Annotated in this window: 11 protein-coding genes; 6 read left to right on the top strand and 5 right to left on the bottom strand. The window is 69.0% G+C overall.

Features of this window, described 5'->3' with window-relative positions:
* Positions 1-299: 299 nt before the first annotated feature.
* Genes U6958_RS20310 through U6958_RS20300 form a run of 3 tightly spaced genes read right to left on the bottom strand, consistent with a single transcriptional unit; the run spans position 300 to position 5280 of the window.
* On the bottom strand, positions 300-1769 hold the full coding sequence (locus tag U6958_RS20310; RefSeq protein WP_083393679.1) for a cytochrome c: 1470 nt from the start codon (positions 1767-1769) through the stop codon (positions 300-302).
* Positions 1770-1774: 5 nt separating this feature from the next.
* Positions 1775-2362: a (2Fe-2S)-binding protein gene (locus U6958_RS20305; RefSeq protein ID WP_074923636.1), complete on the bottom strand. Its 588-nt coding sequence runs from the start codon at positions 2360-2362 to the stop codon at positions 1775-1777.
* A complete protein-coding gene (locus tag U6958_RS20300; RefSeq protein ID WP_074923635.1) occupies positions 2359-5280 on the bottom strand; it encodes a xanthine dehydrogenase family protein molybdopterin-binding subunit in 2922 nt (973 codons plus the stop codon). Before U6958_RS20300 ends, U6958_RS20305 begins: the two co-directional genes overlap by 4 nt.
* A gap of 433 nt (positions 5281-5713) precedes the next feature.
* Between U6958_RS20300 and U6958_RS20295 the strand changes: the two genes are divergently transcribed.
* From U6958_RS20295 to U6958_RS20275, 5 genes are all read left to right on the top strand, one after another.
* The gene (locus U6958_RS20295) at positions 5714-6760 is read left to right on the top strand and encodes a methionine ABC transporter ATP-binding protein (protein ID WP_016448088.1); all 1047 of its coding nucleotides are present in this window, start codon (positions 5714-5716) and stop codon (positions 6758-6760) included.
* A gap of 3 nt (positions 6761-6763) precedes the next feature.
* Entirely contained in the window at positions 6764-7429 is a 666-nt protein-coding gene (locus U6958_RS20290; RefSeq protein ID WP_012205011.1) for a methionine ABC transporter permease, read from the top strand.
* A 79-nt stretch (positions 7430-7508) separates the two neighbouring features.
* The gene (locus U6958_RS20285; RefSeq protein ID WP_012205012.1) at positions 7509-8318 is read left to right on the top strand and encodes a MetQ/NlpA family ABC transporter substrate-binding protein; all 810 of its coding nucleotides are present in this window, start codon (positions 7509-7511) and stop codon (positions 8316-8318) included.
* A gap of 4 nt (positions 8319-8322) precedes the next feature.
* Positions 8323-8853, top strand: coding sequence for a cupin domain-containing protein (locus U6958_RS20280; RefSeq protein WP_016454656.1), 531 nt, complete (start codon positions 8323-8325; stop codon positions 8851-8853).
* Positions 8850-9950 (top strand): DUF6817 domain-containing protein, encoded by a 1101-nt coding sequence (locus U6958_RS20275; protein ID WP_074923634.1) that lies wholly within the window; start codon positions 8850-8852, stop codon positions 9948-9950. The genes U6958_RS20280 and U6958_RS20275 overlap by 4 nt, the downstream gene beginning before the upstream one ends.
* 59 nt (positions 9951-10009) lie before the next feature.
* Here U6958_RS20275 and U6958_RS20270 read toward each other — a convergent pair whose 3' ends face one another.
* On the bottom strand, positions 10010-11053 hold the full coding sequence (locus tag U6958_RS20270) for a bile acid:sodium symporter family protein (RefSeq protein ID WP_043791305.1): 1044 nt from the start codon (positions 11051-11053) through the stop codon (positions 10010-10012).
* Between the two features lie 118 nt (positions 11054-11171).
* Between U6958_RS20270 and U6958_RS20265 the strand changes: the two genes are divergently transcribed.
* On the top strand, positions 11172-12089 hold the full coding sequence (locus tag U6958_RS20265; RefSeq protein WP_074923633.1) for a LysR family transcriptional regulator: 918 nt from the start codon (positions 11172-11174) through the stop codon (positions 12087-12089).
* 176 nt (positions 12090-12265) lie between these two features.
* On the opposite strand, the gene U6958_RS20260 is transcribed toward U6958_RS20265, so the two are convergent.
* A complete protein-coding gene (locus tag U6958_RS20260) occupies positions 12266-13642 on the bottom strand; it encodes a D-tagatose-bisphosphate aldolase, class II, non-catalytic subunit (RefSeq protein ID WP_074923631.1) in 1377 nt (458 codons plus the stop codon).

Raw genomic sequence — 13642 nt, 5'->3', positions numbered from 1 at the left:
GTTGTTTTTCGAGGCCGGGTCTCGGCCCGGCAGCCGACTGCCCTTTCTTGATTCGCCAAGAAAGGTCAGATCAAAGAAGGCGACCCGGATGTCCGCGACCCTCCGCTTCGCTGCGGGCAACCTGCGTCGTGGCGGTTGCGGGGTTCGCCGTGAAACTCGTTGCGCGCTGCGCGCTTCACTCAAACATCACGGCGAGTCAGATGACGAAGCAAGCCTGTCCTTCGGCAGGCTTGCAACCCCGCAACCGCCACGCCGCAGGCGCGGGCATACGGGTTGGGCTCCGTAGAACAGCCGGTGTTTCACGGCGCAGCCTTGTGCCCTGACTTTCCGGCTGCGCTGCGCAGGTCGGCCACCTGGGCGGCGGTCACGTCGGCAGGCTGGCCGCCCAGGGCGGTGCGGGTGTAGTTGGCCAGGGCGGCGACTTCGCCATCGGTCAGCTCCTGCATGAAGCCGGGCATGCCGGGCAGGGGCGTGGGGCCCTGCTGGGTGGCCGGGTGCTTGGGCAGGCCTACGAGGATGGCCAGCACCAGGTTGCGGGCGTCGGCCTGGCGCACGGTGCTGTTGCCCTTGAGCGGGGGCATCGTGAGGCTGCGGCCCAGGCCCTCGCTGCCGTGGCAGCTGGCGCACAGCGCCATGTAGTGGCCCCGGCCCGCGTCCAGCGTGCCCGCGCCGTTGACCGCGCCATTGCCGGCGCTGTTGCCGGCGCTGTTGCCCGCGCTGTTGCCGGTGCCGGAGTCCGGGGGCGCGGCGGCCGGCAGGGGCTGGGGCGCGGGCGGGTTGTCGCCCAGCAGGAAGGTGGACAGCGCCGTCATGTCCTCGGCCGTGAGGTACCGGGTGCTGTTGGCGATGACCTCGTGCATTTCATCGAAGGCGCTGCCGTGGGCCGAGAAGCCCGTCTGCAGGAACTGGGCCATGCCCTCGCGCGTCCAGCCGCGTGCGGCCAGGGCTTCGGCGGTGATGCCGGGGGCCGTGAACAGCGACAGCGTGCCGCCCTGCAGCCAGCGGTCCTTCTGCATCTGGCCGAACATGCCGCGCGGCGTGTGGCATTCGGCGCAGTGGCCCATGACATTGCCCAGGTACTGCCCGCGCAGCCAGGCCGGGCTCTGGCCCTGCGAGCCCACGGGCAGCGGCGCGCTGGACAGGAACAGCGTCTTCCAGCCGAACATCAGCACGCGAAGGTTGAAGGGGAAGGGCAGGGCGGGCTTGGTGTTGGGCTGGGCCACGGGCCGGATGTTCATCAGGTAGCCGTAGATCAGGTCCGAGTCTTCGCGGCTCATCAGGTGGTAGGAGGCATAGGGCATGGCCGGGTAGAGCTGGCGCCCGCCCGGCGCCGTGCCGCGGGTGACGGCGGCGTGGAATTCCTCGGCCGTCCAGCGGCCTATGCCGTGGTCGGGGTCGGGGGTGATGTTGGTGCCGTAGAGGGTGCCGAAGGGCGTGGGCAGGGGCTTGCCGCCCGCAAAGGGCTGGCCTTCCCGGGCGCCACCTATGCCACCCACCCCGTCATGGCAGGCCATGCAGTCGGCGGCGCGCGCCAGGTACAGGCCCTGGGCCAGCTGCTGGGGGCTGCGGTGCACGGCCTGCGGCTCGCGCTGCGGCACATGGGGCCGGTTGCCCCAGACGGCGGCAATGGCAAACAGCACGGCCAGCAGCAGGAGGACGAGCAGCAGCCCGCGCCAGCGGCGCCTGGGCCTGCGCGGTGGCGGGGGGCGGGCACCGCTGTAGTCTGCGGGTGGCGCGGCGGCGGCTGCGCTGGGGTCGGCGGCGGACATGGCGCTCATCCTTTCAAGGTCAGCCCGGGCGTGTTCAGGACCAGGTCCTTCACGGCCGCGTAGTAGCGCACATAGCCGGTGCAGCGGCACAGGTGGGGCTGCAGCGCCTCGCCCACGACCTGTTCCACATCGGCCGCGCGGATGGGTGCCTTGGCCAGGCGCTCGACCAGCACCGTGGCGGCGATGACGAAGCCCGGCGTGCAGTAGCCGCACTGGAAGCTGAAATGCTCCAGGTACTTCTGCTGCACGGGGCTGATGGCGATGACCTTGCGCGGCTGGCCCGAGGCGCCGGGCGAGGGCAGGGGCGCGGTGTCCGCGCCGGCCGGGTCGGCAATGCCTTCGATGGTGCGGACCTTGCGGCCCTGGAAGTAGTGGGCGCCGGTGATGCAGGTGCGCATTTCGCGGCTGCCCTCGGGCCCGTCCACGATGATGGTGCAGGCCCGGCATTCGCCGATGCCGCAGCCCAGGCGCGAGCCGGTGAGGTTCAGGTATTCGTGCAGGAAGTCGATCATGGGCATGCCTTCGGGCACGTCCATGGGGCCGACGCTCTGGCCGTTGACGGTCAGCGACAAGGGGCGCGGGACAAGGCTCATGGTGCGAGTGCCTCCCTGATCTTTTGCGGGGTCACGGGCAGGTCATGGAAACGCTTGCCTATGGCGTGATGCAGTCCGTTGACGATGGCGGCGACGATGGGAATCATCACCACCTCGGCAATGCCCTTGGGCGGATCGGTGTCCGACAGAGGTGCCAGCAGCTCGGCCGTCTGCTTCCAGACCGCCACCTCGCTGCCGCGCGGCAGGTGGTAGCGGTGGAAGTTCCAGTTGCCGTCGCCGGGGCCGCCCTCGTACAGCGGCATGGTTTCGTACAGCGCATGGCCTATGCCCATGGCGATGCCGCCTTCGAGCTGGCCGTGCACCAGCTCGGGCACGATGGGCCGCCCGCACTCCATGATGGAGTGGTGGGCCAGCAGCTCGACTGCGCCCGTGCCCGTGTCCACCGCCAGCTCGACCAGGGCCGCATTGGCGCTGTAGTAGGTGACGCCCGCGTTGTTGCGCTGCATGGGCGGATAGAACAGGTTGCGCCGCGCAATCATGCGGTAGCCGGCGGCGCTGCGCCGCGCGGTGACAGAGGCCTCGACGGGTGTGGCCGCCTGCGGCGTGTCGGTGGTGTCAGGGGCCGGCGTGACGGCGCCAGCATCGGGCGCGCTGCCCAGGCGCACGGCCAGCGCGTCCAGCGGCCGGCGCGCGCTGGTGCCCAGGATGTCGAAGTCCGCCTCGGCCCATTGCCAGCGGTTGAAGGTATGGCCCACGGCGCCCGTGACCAGCTGCATGGCATGGGCCTTCTGGGCCAGGGCCTGCAGGGACAGCGGCTGCATGCCGTTGGCCGTGAGCATGCCGTTGACCCAGCGCGCGTCCTCGCGGCGCACCACGTAGGGCGCCTTCTGGCCGCCGCCCGTGCCCTGGCTCCAGATGGCGACGGCGGCCGGCCACAGGCCGTGCTCGAAGACCACGCGCGCCGTCTCGCTGGTGGCGTGGCTGTAGTAGTAGGCCGAGTTGCTGGCGCTGGCCGGCGAGGCGTAGACCGGCGTCCACAGCGGCCGGGTGGCGAAGCGGTCCTGGTCGGCCTGGGGCATGGTGTAGTTGTCGCCCTCGGCCTTGAGCGGCAGCTCCGGCCAGTCCAGGCAGGCGGTCTGCAGCTCGTCGGCGGGCTTGCCGAACCATTGCACGCACAGCTGGGCCTGCGAGGTGCCCATGCCCGTGCCGATCTCGGTGCCCGAGTGGTGCAGCAGCACGCGGCCCTGGGGCGATATTTCGATGCGGGCGAAGGCCGCCTCGCCGCCCGTGCCGAAGTCTTTTTGTACGCAGGCAAAGCCCACGCCGTAGCGCTGGCCGGGGTGGCTGGCCTCGTAGGCGGTCTTGCGCTTGGCGCGCTCGGTCCACAGCGGATGGCGGCGGGCGCGCTCCAGCACCTCGTCGGCGCGCAGGGCACCGGCGGCAATGGCGCCCTGGGTGTTCTTGGCGCCCGAGGTCAGCACGTTGCGCAGGCGCAGCTCGATGGGGTCGATCTGCAGCAGTTCGGCGATTTCGTCCACCATCATTTCGGTGGCCGCCATGCTCTGCAGCGTGCCGTAGCCGCGTGCCGAGCCCGCGTCCAGCGCGCGGCTGGCCAGGGCCACGGCGGTGATGTCGTTCTTGGGAAAGTAGTAGATGGACTGCGCCGCCGTGCCGCCGACCATGGCGACCGAGGGCGAGAAGTTGGCCCGGCCGCCGCCATTGGCCGTCATGTTGGCCACCAGGCTCTGGAAGAGGCCGGTCTTCCTGTCGATGGCCATGGTGTAGTCGATCTCGAAGGCATGGCGCTTGAGCGAGGACTGGAACTGCTCGAACCGGTCATTGGCCAGGCGCACGGGCTTGCCGTCCGCATACAGCGCGCAGACCAGGCCGTAGTAGGGCATGGGCGCGTGGTCCTTGGAGCCGTAGCCCACCGTGTAGCACGGGTGGACGAAGAGTTTCTTGAGCGGGAACCTGCTGGCCTGCACCATCTGCGCAGCCCATTCGGCCACCTCGTGCGGCGACTGCGTGGCCAGCACCATGTGCAGGCTTTGCGTGGCCGCGTCATACCAGCAGTTGGCGTTGTCGGGCTCCAGCGCGGCCGTGTCCACCGATTGCGTGGCGTAGTGGCGCTGCAGCACCAGCCAGTCGGCGGGCGGCGTGGCCAGCTCCTGGGCGATCTGCTCGGCCGCGCGCAGGCCGCGTGCCGTGACCGCGTCGGCCTTGGAGATCTGCGGCCAGACCAGCGGCTTGCGTTCGGCGGGGAACAGCGGGGCATCGCGCAGGCTGGAGAACACGTCGTCGTCAAAGGCCGTGGCACCGCCCTGGCGCACATAGCGGAACACGCCCCAGGGCGGACGGTCCAGCGCGCCCGTGATGCGGCCGTAGCGGATGACGCCGGCCGTGGCCTGCAGCCTTTCCTTGGCAAAGCGAAAGCGCGCGAAGTCGTGGTAGATCAGGATGGCCACGGCCTGGCCCAGGTAGGCGGGGGTCTTGCCTGCGTGCAGCAGCATGTCTTCGCCATAGAACTCGGGAAAGGCCAGGCCGTCGCGCGCCAGGTCGTCGGCCGTGACCACGCGGTCGGGTGTCAGCTCGCCGTCCAGGGAAGACAGGTCCATGCCGTCGAACAGCCGGTCGGCCAGCGTGGTGCGCACGATGAAGGCATGGGATTGCTGCTGGGGCCAGTGCGGCATGTCGCGTGCGCGGATGTCGCGGGCGAAGACCTTGGCGCCCATGACCTTGGAGCGCCCATCGAGCCGCATGCGCGGCAGCTGCGTGGCCGGCTCGCGGGCCACGCTGCCGAGCACGCGGTCTTCAAAGAGGGCTGCATAGGCCTGGCTGGCCAGCGGCGCCACCCAGACGCTGACGCCTGCGATGCTGGCGGCCTGCAGAAAGCCGCGCCGCGACAAGGGAGCCGTGCCGGCCTGGCTGCCGGCGCCGGAGTGTTGTTCTGGGCGCATGGCGCTCTTCTCCTGTGGGGTTGAGCCCACTGTAGGAGGGCGCATGCCGCGCGGCCTGTCAGCAAAGGCTGCTTCTGGCGTCAGCGCGGCGGCAGCGGCGGGTGCCTGCCATCGTCAAAAGCAGGAGCGGGCCGGGGCCGCCAGGCCGCGACGGCAGCGTGCCGGCCGCACTGTCAATCAGACGCCGCCGCAAGAACGGCCTTTCCGCAGTGCTCCGTGGCGCCGCGCATAGCCCGGCAGGGCAAGGGCGTGTCCACATTCAGGCATAGTTGAGGGTTGTGCAGAAAGTAGTGAAGTCCCGGGCATAACCGGAGCTTCTTATTACTTTATTTTTTTATAGTTTGCGTTTTTATACGCGCAACCTATATTTGCTCCCACTTCCCAACAATGCGCAGCGGCGTCCCCAGGCCGTCCTGCGCCGCGGCGTTTTTTCATGATCGAGATTCGGGATCTTTCCCTGACCTACAAGGGCCCCACCGGGCCCGTCCATGCCTTGCGGGGCATCAACCTGCAGATCGAGTCGGGCGAGGTGTTCGGCATCATCGGCCGCAGCGGCGCGGGCAAAAGCTCGCTGGTGCGCTGCCTGAACCTGCTCAATCGCCCGACCTCGGGCCAGGTGCTGGTGGGCGGCCGTGACCTGATGCAGCTGAGCGATGCCGAGCTGCGCACGGCGCGCCGCGACATCGGCATGGTGTTCCAGCATTTCAACCTGCTGTCCTCGCGCACGGTGTTCGACAACGCCGCGCTGCCGCTGGAGCTGGCGGGCATGTCGGCCGACGACATCAAGAAGCGCGTGGACCCGCTGCTGGACCTGGTGGGCCTGAGCGCGCTGCGCGACCGCTATCCGGCGCAGATCTCGGGCGGGCAAAAGCAGCGCGTGGGCATTGCGCGCGCGCTGGCCAGCCACCCCAAGGTGCTGCTGTCGGACGAAGCCACCTCGGCCCTGGACCCCGAGACCACGCGCTCCATCCTGGACCTGCTGCGCAAGGTCAACCGGGAGCTGGGCCTGACCGTGGTGCTGATCACGCACCAGATGCAGGTGATCAAGCAGATCGCCGACCGCGTGGCCGTGATTGACGGCGGCGAGATTGCCGAGCTGGGCCCCGTGATCGACGTGTTCACGCGCCCGCAGCAGGCCATCACGCGCAGCCTGATCGACGAGATCGTTCCCCAGCAACTGCCGGAGTCGGTGGCCGTGCGCGTGAATGCGCTGGCCGCCCAGCTGGCGCCCGGCCAGCAAGGCCGGCTGCTGCGCCTGTCGTATGCGGGCGAGAGCGCCTACCAGCCCATCCTGTCGCACCTGATCCGCGAGCTGGGGCTGGACCTGTCCATCCTGCATGGCCAGATCGACGAGATCCAGGAGCAGACCTTCGGCTCGCTGGCCGTTTTCGCCAGCGGCGACGCGGCAAAGATCGATGCCGCCGTGGACCATCTGCGCGCCACCGGCGTGCAGGTGCAGATCGTTTCCACCAGGGATTGAGCGATGTTTGAGAATTTTTCGGAAATGATGCTGGAGCTGTTCGTCAGCTCGCTGTGGGAGACCATCATCATGGTCGGCGTCTCGGGCCTGGTGGGCGGCCTGATCGGCATTCCCCTGGGTGTGTTCCTGCGCCTGACCGACCACGGCGGCGTGCTGCAGAACGGCCCGGCCAACAAGATCGTGGGCTGGATCGTCAATGCCCTGCGCTCCACCCCCTTCATCATCCTTTTGGTCGCCATCATCCCGCTGACGCGTCTGATCACGGGCTCGTCCATCGGCACCTGGGCGGCCGTGGTGCCGTTGACCATTGCGGCAGCCCCCTTCGTGGCGCGCCTGGTGGAGACCGCGCTGCGCGAGGTGGACAACGGCCTGGTGGAAGCGGCCCAGTCCATGGGCGCCACCACGGGCCAGATCGTCTGGAAGATCCTGCTGCCCGAGGCGCTGCCCGGCATCGTGGCGGGCCTGACCATCAGCTTCGTGAGCCTGACCGGCTACTCGGCCATGGCCGGCGCCATTGGCGGCGGCGGCCTGGGCGACCTGGGCATCCGCTACGGCTACCAGCGCTTTTTGCCCGATGTGATGCTGGCCGTGGTCATCATCCTGATCTTCTTCGTGCAGGCCATCCAGAGCCTGGGCGACTGGGCGGTGCGCAGGTTGAGCCACCGCTGATCCACACACCCCGGCGGCCGGTGCGGCTGGCGTGGCCGGGGCGGCAAGCTGCCGCGAGATTGTCTGAAAGAGGGATTCCATGAAAAAGCGCGCATTGCTTCAATCGCTGGCCCTGGCTGCCGTCCTGCCCCTGGCGGGAATGGCCGCGCTGCCGGCCCATGCGGCCGACGGCTCGGTCACCATCGGCGTGACCTCGGGCCCGCATGCCCAGATCGCCGAGGTGGCCAGGAAAGTGGCCGAGAAGAACGGCCTGAAGGTGAAGCTGGTCGAGTTCGGCGACTTCATCCAGCCCAATGCGGCGCTGTCGCAGGGTGAGCTGGATGCCAACATCTACCAGCACCAGCCCTTCATGGACGCCCAGAACAAGGACCGCGGCTACAAGCTCGTGCCCGTGGCCCGTGCGGTCAACCAGCAGATGGGCGTGTACTCCAAGAAGATCAAAAGCCTGGCCGACCTCAAGAGCGGTGCGCGCGTGGGCATCCCCAACGACCCCACCAATGGCTCGCGTGCGCTGATGGTGCTGGCCGCGCAAAAGCTGATCGAACTGAAGACCGGCGCGGGCGCCCGTGCCTCGGTGCTGGACATCACGGCCAATCCGAAGAAGCTGAGGTTCGTCGAGCTGGAGGCCGCCCAGCTGGCGCGCTCGCTGGACGACCTGGACGCTGCCGCCGTCAACAGCAGCTACGCCGTGGCCGCAGGCCTGTCGCCGCAAAAGGATTCGCTGGCGCTGGAAGCCACGGACACGCCGTACGTGACCGTGCTGATCGCCACGCGCGCCGGCCATGAAAAGGACGCGGGCCTGCAGGCCTTCGTCAAGGCCTATCAGTCGCCCGAGGTGCGCCAGTTCATCGACACGCAGTTCAAGGGCGCCTACACGGCGGCCTGGTAAGAGCATGGGCAGCCTCGCATCCCACCGGGTTTCCGACGCGGACTTCGTGGCCGCCATCGGCGTGCAATGGCAGCACCGCCCGCTGGCGCCCGAGCCCGGCCTGGCCGCGCTGCTGGCGCAGGCCCAGCTGGACGACGGCGGCAAGGCCACCGTGGTCCAGGCCGTGGGCATGCTGGTGGTCGACGAATGCGTGGCCCATGGCTACCACAGCATGGACCTGGTCGTGCTGCACCCAGGCACGCCGGGCCTGGACGAGGCGCTGGAGCGCTTCGACAAGCCTCACACCCATGCCGATGACGAGGTGCGCTACGTCCTTGAAGGCGAAGGCCTGTTCGGATTTTTTGATGCCCACGGCCAAGAGCGCGTGCTGCGCGTGCAGCCCGGCGACTACCTGCGCATACCGGCCGGCGTGGAGCACCGCTTCACGCTGACCGCCACGCGGCGCATCAAGGCGCTGCGCCTGTTCGCCGATACGGCGGGCTGGGTGGCGCAATATACCCAGCGGCCCGCCGCTGCCATGGAGGTGCCCGCATGAGCCTGCCTGTCCCGACACTGTTCCAGACACTTGACGATGCGCTGTTCACGCGCGCCCAGGACCTGCTGGACGAGGAATGGCTGGCCAAGGATGCCGACCTCGCTCCTGTGCTGCCCGTGGTGCTGGCGCGCGGCGTGGGCCGGGACTGGCACAAGGCCGGCACCTTCCGCCACCACCTGGCGGGCGTGGCCCGTTCGCTGGCGCTGTGGCGCCAGCCGCGCGACGTGCGCCTGCTGGGCCTGCTGCACAGCGTCTACGGCAACGCCTTCGTGGACCTGGTCAAGTTCGACGCGGGCAGCGAGCGCGGCCGCCTGCGCGAACTGGTGGGCGAGGGCGCCGAGCACCTGGTCTACCTGTTCTGCACCATGAGCCGCACGCAGTTCATGCAGAAGATCCTGGCCGGCGACCTGGCCGAAGACGGCTCCATGGCGCTGGAATCCGCCGGCCGCAGCCAGCGCCTGAGCGCCTATGAGGTGGCGGCCTTCACCATCGTGAGCATGGCCGATGCCATGGAGCAGTGGTTCAGCTGGCAGGAAGACATCTATTCGCAGTTTCCGCAGGTGCAGAACCAGCGGCAGCAGGGCGTGCACTGGGCGGCCTCGCTGTGGCCCGGTCCCATGCGGCCTGCCAGCCGCATGCTCAGCCAGATCAGTGACCTGGGCCGTGCGCTGCAGCACCCGGCGCTGCGCGCCCAGCTGCCGCTGCCGCCGGTGTTCGACCATTGCAGCCGGCAGCTGTCGCCCGGCGACGAGGCCGCTGCCGTGTCGCTGTACTGGTCGGTGATCCAGCTGGACCAGCCGCTGGTGGACCTGGACGCCGCCACGGCCGTGCTGGAAAGCGCCGTGCGCCTGAACCCCTGGGTGGGCGAGCCGCAAATGGTACTGGCCCAGCTCTACCTGTCTGCCGGCCGCGCCGACGACGCCGCGCGCGCAGCCACCAGCGCGCTGCAGTGCTTCAGCGGCTGGGGCAATGCCTGGGACAAGCGCGTGCAGTGGGACGCCTGGATCGCCTGGACGCGCATCCTGCTGCAGTCGGCGCAGCAGGGAACCTGGCCTGAACGACTGGACAAGCTCAACAACCTGGCCCTGAAGGGCTGAGATGCAAAAAAGCCTGGCGCGAGAGCCAGGCTTTTTCGTTGTGGGAGCGCGCCAGTGCCTTATTTGGCCGGCGCCGTTCCGGCCTTGGCGGCCGGCGCAGCGCTGGCGGGCACGGCGCCATCCTCGATCGCCTCGGGGTGCATGGGCCGGCGTGCATAGCGCTGGGCCAGCACGGCGCAGACCATGAGCTGCAGCTGGTGGAAGATCATCAGCGGCAGCACGATGGCGCCCACGGCGCTGGACTCGAACAGCACCTTGGCCATGGGCACGCCGCTGACCAGGCTCTTCTTGGAGCCGCAGAACACCAGGGTGATCTCGTCCTCCTTGGAAAAGCCCAGGCGGCGCGCCGTCCAGGACGTGATGACCAGCACCAGGGCCAGCAGGATGGACGACAGCAGCAGCAGGCCCAGCAGCGCAGGCAGGGGCGTCTGCTGCCACAGGCCGCTGATGACGGCGGCGCTGAAGGCCGTGTACACCACCAGCAGGATGGAGCCCTGGTCCACGAACTTCACGCGCTTGGCATGGCGCGAGATGAAGCCGCCGATCACGGGCCGCAGCAGATGGCCCAGCACAAAGGGCAGCAGCAGCTGCAGCGCGATCTTGCCGATGGCCTGCAGCGCATCGCCCCCTTCGGCGCTCTTGTGCAGCAGCATGCTGACCAGGATGGGCGTGATCACGATGCCCATCAGCGTGGAGGCCGATGCGCTGCACACGGCAGCGGGCATGTTGCCGCGCGCCATGGCCGTGAAGGCGATGGCTGACTGCACCGTGGCCGGCAGCGTGCACAGGAAGAGCACGCCCATGTACATCTCGGGCGTGACCAGGGGCTCCAGCACGGGGCGCAGCGCCCAGCCCAGCAGGGGAAAGAGCACGAAGGTGGCCGCGAAGATGGTCAGGTGCAGGCGCCAGTGGCCTATGCCGGCAAAGATGGCCTCGCGCGAGAGCTTGGCGCCGTGCAGGAAGAACAGCAGGCTGACCATGAGCGTGGTCGCCACCTCCAGCCATTGCGATACGGCGCCCGAGGCGGGCAGGAAGCTGGCCAGTGCCACGGTGGACAGCAGCATCAGCGTGAAATTGTCAGGGGCGAAGCGGGGGCGTGCCATGGGAAAACTCTCTCCAACTAACTATCGGTTCGTGCAGCCAGGCTGCAAGGCCCCGATTGGACGCCACGGCCATTGAAAAGAGAAATGGATTTATCTGATGGTTTTATAATTTTTCCGTATGAATATCAGCCTGCGCCAGCTGCGCGCCTTCCTTGCCGTGGCGGAAAGCCGCAACTTCAGCCGCGCGGGCGAGCTGATGGCGCTCACCCAGCCTGCCGTCAGCCGCAATGTCACCGAGCTGGAGCAGGCCCTGGGCGTGCAGCTCTTGCACCGCACCACGCGCGAGGTGGAGCTGACCGACGCCGGCCGCCTGCTGCAGGGCCATGCCACGCGCGTGCTGGACGCGCTGGATGAGTGCCTGCTCGAAGTCAGCGGCCTGGCCACCCAGCGCCTGGGCAAGGTGCGCGTGGCCAGCAGCCCCACGCTGTCTGCCCACCTGATGCCGCGCTGCATTGCGCGCTGCCGCGAGCAGGCGCCGGGCATCGAGCTGCTGCTGCTGGACCGCATCCAGAGCGACGTGCTGCAAAGCGTGCGCAGCGGCGAGGTGGACTTCGGCGTGGTCATCGACCCGCAGGGCCGCGATGACCTGTACTGCGAAACCATACTCAGCGAGCCCTTTTGCCTGGTCTGCCCGGCCACGCACCGGCTGGCCCGCAAGCGTCAGGTGGCCTGGAGCGACCTGGCCGGCCAGCCGCTGGTACTGCTGGACCACGCCTCGGGCAGCCGCCGCCTGATCGACGCCGCGCTGCAGGCCCACGACGCCGAGGCCGCCGTCGTGCAGGAAGTCGGCCACACCACCACCATCTTCTGCATGCTCCAGGCCGGCCTGGGCCTGAGCGTGGTGCCGGAACTGGCCGTGCCGCAGGCATGGCGAACTCCCGCGAGTGGCGCCACCACCCCCGACGCCCTCGCAAGCCGTCCCCTGCTGCCGCGCGTTCAGCGCGACATCATGCTGGTGCGCCGCCGCCAGCGCGAGCTGTCGCCCGTGGCGCAAAGCGTGTGGGATTTGATCAGGGGGGAAGCGGGGCAGCTGTGAGCTGCGCCGGCTCATTGCATAGCGGAAAGTCAGCGAAACGGCCCGCCAATTCCAGACAGTCCTGAGGCCACTCTCCCCTGAAGTGGTCCTGAATTGCCAGGGCCATCCAGCGGCTCTTTGACATGCCCTGGGCCTTGGCTGCCTGCTCCAACAAGCCGTACGTGACGTCATCCAGATCAAGTGTGAGTTTGTGCATGGCAACCACCCCGCGTTGGATTGTCAGGGCAGCTCCCACAAGCCGCCGCATACGGCCTGATCGCCTCGCGGACGCGGTCCAGCACCAGCGCGTGGGGTGAGGGGGTCAGCCGCCCGGCGCGCACGGCCTGGTATTGGGCGGGGAGGAACTGGCTGAGCATGTTCTCGGGCAGGGCGCAGGCGGACAGGTTGTCCAGCAGCCGCGCCACGGCGGCGTTCACCGTGGGGTCGGCCCAGTAGTAGCGGATGCGGTCGCTGTAGCTGTAGATGCGCAGCAGCCTTTGGGCGCCGGGATCGGGCTGCTCGCCGCGGTAGTAGCGTTCCCAGCTGGCGGGGCGGCCCAGCATGGCGGACTCCAGCACGGCGGGCAGGTGGGAGCGCTGGTGCGCGTCGATGAGCTGCTCTTCGATGGAGGCCAGCGCGAACAGCACCTCGCGCAGCGCAAAAGTGGCGCCGGGGCCGACCTTGAGGATGGCAAAGCCGTCCTGCACCAGCTGGCGCAGGGCCTCGGGCCGCTGGTAGTCGGTGGAGTGGGCCTCGAAGACCAGTTGCGGATGCTGGCGCAGCAACTGCCGGAGGTCGGCTGCCCCGGCTGGCGCGTAGTCCACCACGCGCGTGTGATCGAACTCCACGCCCGGCTGCACCACCAGCGCGATGATGCGCGGCCAGACAGCGTCCAGCCCCTGCTGCGCGAAGACGTCGCGGTGCACCTGCAGCGTGCGCTGGGCGTCGGCGCGCGCGGTGACTTCCACATGCTCCAGCGCATGCGCGGCGCCACCGGGCACGGGGACTTCGGTGCCGATCACGTAGGCCGGGCCGGGCGCGGGGCAGGTGCTGGCCTGCTCGGCCGCCTGGCAGAGCAGGGCGGCGCGGCGGGCCACGGTGGCGTCGTCCAGTGCCTGGGGGTCGCCCGCGCAGGCCATGCTGGCGTCCAGGTGCAGCTTCACGAAGCCGGCCGCCGCATAGGCGTGTACCAGGTCCTGCGCCAGGTCCATGGCCTCGGCGGCAGGCAGGTGTGTCCACGCCGTGGGGCCCAGGTGGTCGCCGCCCAGCAGCACGCGGTCCTGCGGCAGGCCGCAGCGGTCGGCAATGGCCAGCACGAAACGGCGAAAGTCGGCGGGCTGCATGCCGGTGTAGCCGCCGAACTGGTTGACCTGGTTGGCGGTGGCTTCCACCAGCAGGGGCGTGCCGTCGTCCAGCGCCTGGTGCATGGCGGCCTCGATGACCAGGGGATGGGCCGAGCAGATGGAGTAGATGCCGAGTGCGCTGCCTGTTGCGCGCGCATCGCCTGCGGCTGCTGGCGTTTGCCCGGAGCGTGACTGCGCCAGGCGGGTGAGGTGGGTGAGGTGGGCGGGCAT

Source organism: Delftia lacustris (assembly GCF_040267515.1).
GTDB classification, from domain to species: Bacteria; Pseudomonadota; Gammaproteobacteria; order Burkholderiales; family Burkholderiaceae_C; genus Comamonas; species Comamonas tsuruhatensis.
Note: the sequence above shows the minus strand (reverse complement) of the source record. Positions and strands in the feature narration are given on the sequence as shown.